Below are 3,473 nucleotides of genomic sequence, written 5' to 3'. Positions count from 1 at the left end.
AATGCAACAAACCGCTTAGGGGAGTATGTAACGAGCAATGATGCGATTTCCGAACAGGATTTTATTTTGACTTATGCCGACACTTTGACAGAAAGTTTCTTTGTGACCTCCGATCCAACCGATGGACCACACTTTCCTTTGGGGATTAAGGTTACTCAGAAGTCGTATGCATTCTCCTACAGTTATGCCAAGGATTACATCTTCTTCGATTGGGAATTCGAGAACATTGCTACTAACTACTTGAAAAATATATATATCGGGTTGTATGTCGATGCCGATGTTGGCAGTATTTTCGAGCAACCGGATTGGCATTCAGACGATATTTGCGGGTTTCAACGGTATTTCTATTACGAACGTCCCGATGGGAGTCCCGATAGCGCCGTGGTGAATGTTGCCTATATCGCGGATAACGATGGTCGTCCGTACAGTGTAAACAATGGATCGGATTTTTCAGCTCCTCACGTATTAGGTAGCCGAGTTTTACGGGCACCAAATCCCAATCTGAAGACCAGTTTCAACTGGTGGATCTCAAATGGTAACGAAGCGTTAGATTTTGGGCCATCTTGGATCGACGACGAATCACCAAGCAATTGGACGAGCCAATACGGCACACCGATGGGTGATCAACGGAAGTACTTCGTGCTATCAAACCGGGAGTTCGACTTCGATCAAATCCATACGAATGATCCGACTTGGATAAGCGCTCACCCGCAAGAGGATTTGGATAATCCGGGAGTAACACATAACTGGCGGATTCCCGATGCCTCTAATGCAACGGATTTAGCAAATGGATTCGATACCAGGTATCTGCTCTCATGGGGTCCATTAGGGATTTTCGATCACTTCTCCCCGACCGGTGAGCGAGTATTCCGGTTAAATCCGGGGGAAAAATTCTCGATGACTGTTGCCTTCGCAGCAGGACAATATTTCCATAATCCGAACAATCCTCAAACATCAAATACCAATATCGACCCGAACAAGTTCAATTTCGGATCAATCCGGTATGCCGCGGACTGGGCAGCGCGGGTTTACGATAATCCGATGCGCGATACACCGACCCGAACAAATCCCAATGGTGATGGATGGTATGGCGAAGATACTGGTACCGACTTCTTGTTTGCGGCGGAAATCGGCGATTCAGTAGTTATTGATAATATTTTCCAAGGGATGTACTTGGGACCGGATGAGGATGGTTCTGAAGCGAATGGAAAATTGGACGGCTTAGAAGACAACAACCCTTTAAAACCTTCAAGATATTGGTATACTTCGGAAAATGGGATGCTTGATTATGGCGACGGTGAACCGGATTTTCTCGGACCGCCCCCGCCGCGAATTCCGGTACTTAGTGCGAATGCCAGCGATAACAGCGTTGAATTGGTTTGGCGGAAGTTCCCTTCGGAAGATGCGGAATACATCGATCCCTTCTCGAAGTTAAATGATTTTGAGGGGTACCGAATTTGGGTTTCGGAAACCGGATTGGAAAACGAATTCTCGTTATTGACGGTTTATGATAAGGTTGATTTCGCGTACTTCGACCCGACCAACGACTCATTAGCTACTGTGCCGGATGAAAGAACCAACGCCCGTCCCGATACTCTCATCAACCGAACATATTGTGTTCGCCAAGCGGTTGGGTTGAATTCAGGTTTTAGTGCGATATGGCATCCCGAAGATTCAACGTATCGCTATGCAATTGCTGGTGTGCCGCCGTTGTTTCCCCGGTATTACAGTGTGACGGCGTTCGATTATGGCGATCCAAATGTCGGTACCCCTTCGCTGGAAACGTCGAAGGTTGCAAATATGGTTAAGACTGCCCCTTCGCGGAATAGTGTCAGCAAGAGAGTTGGCGTTTGTCCAAATCCCTATCGCTCCGATAGAGATTATACGGTTCTTCATGGAAACGGATTGAGCTGGGAAAACAATGACGACGGGACTCCAGCGTTTTATCCGCAGGAGGATCGGCGGATATATTTCTATAATTTGCCGAAACAATGCCTCATTCGTCTCTTCACGGTTGCTGGCGACATCGTACAAATTGTACCACATAATGTTGGCGGCGATACCAACATCGGTGTCTCGTATGAGTATGCCGAATCATGGAATTTGAAATCCCGCAACGACCAGATGGTCACGTCCGGTCTCTACTTGTTCTCGGTCGAAGATAAAACGCCGGGCGGTTCGGGCATTCAAACGGGGAAACTTGTTATTATTCGATAGATAGAGGGAAAAATGAAGTCAGTTCGTTTCTTATCGGTTACACTAACCGTCGCATTCATAAGTTTGTTCGCCGTTTCGGCATTCGCTGGTGATGATTGTTCAACTTGCATCAGTAAATCAGCATGTGCATCAAAAAGTAATGCATACGGCGCGAAATTTGAAAAAGCAAATTTCGTCAAGCTTGCCAACCTGAAAGAAAGCTCAGAAGTTGTTACCACCGAAGGCACCATTGAACAAGTCTGCCAAGCCGCTGGCTGTTGGTTAATGATTACCGATGGCAACAAGAAACTCTTCGTTAAAGCGAAGGGTGAAGAATACAAAATGCCAAAGAACAGCGCTGGTGCAAAAGCAAAAGCCCAAGGCATTGTGAAGGAACAAGAGTTTTCCGAAGCGATGATTAAGCATTTCGCGGAAGACGGCATGAAATTCGACGGCGAGATTAAAGGTCCGCGTAAAATGTTCATGATGGTTGCCAATGGCGTCGAAATCACCCCGAAAGAAGGGATGAAACTGGAATCGGTGGATGCCTATAAATGCGCTGATGACGGTCACGACAAAGATGACCATAAAAAAGGTGAAGGCAAGAAAGACGCTCACCAAGGTCACGGTAAGTAAGCAGAGTCCTACTGACTTTTGGAAACGGGCGGCTACGGTCGCCCGTTTTCCATACTGTTGCATGATGCTTGTCTGATTTGAATCAGTCACTTTAACAAGTTTCTTCGTCAGTTTCTTCATACCATGATTGTATATCTGGAAGCACTCATTTTGGCCTTGGCACTTGCCGCTGACGCATTCTCGGTTGGCGCATCGGTTGGGTTACTCCATCGTACACCACGCCAGTTATTCCGTTTGTCGTTTCATTTCGGATTATTCCAAAGTTTACTGGCGTTGGCAGGCGCACTCACCGGAACGCTCTTTCTGCATTATGTGGAAGAGTATGACCATTGGATCGCATTTGGGTTGCTAAGTGGATTGGGAGCGATGATGATCTACCGCTCACTTCGGGGTGATGATCATGAAGTTTCAAATATCGATTTGACAAAAGGGATGCAGATGATAGGGCTATCGATTGCCGTTAGTATCGATGCCTTTGCCGCAGGGGTGGGTTTACCAACATTAGATGTTTCGTTAGCAATTTCGGTGTCGTTGATTGGCGTGGTGGCGGGAGTGGCGACGCTAATTGCGATGCTGGTTGCAAACCATGTCAAAAATTGGATCGGGAAGCGGATTGAGATTATCGCTGGATTAGTGTTGAT

At 46.8% G+C, this 3,473-nt stretch carries 3 protein-coding genes; all 3 read left to right on the top strand.

What is annotated here, in order from left to right; genetic code table 11:
* Window positions 1–2,217, top strand: a 2,217-nt coding sequence (locus tag OEM52_14505) for a hypothetical protein (protein MDK9701346.1), incomplete at its 5' end; no start/stop codon positions are given.
* Window positions 2,218–2,229: 12 nt separating this feature from the next.
* Complete coding sequence (locus OEM52_14500; protein MDK9701345.1) at window positions 2,230–2,832, top strand: DUF4920 domain-containing protein; 603 nt, start codon at window positions 2,230–2,232, stop codon at window positions 2,830–2,832.
* A 156-nt stretch (window positions 2,833–2,988) separates the two neighbouring features.
* Window positions 2,989–3,473: manganese efflux pump MntP family protein (locus OEM52_14495; protein ID MDK9701344.1), on the top strand; the 485-nt coding region annotated here is incomplete at its 3' end.

Source organism: bacterium, from assembly GCA_030247525.1.
Lineage (GTDB): Bacteria > Electryoneota > JAOADG01 > JAOADG01 > JAOADG01 > JAOTSC01.
This window is presented reverse-complemented; position numbering and strand designations above follow the sequence as displayed.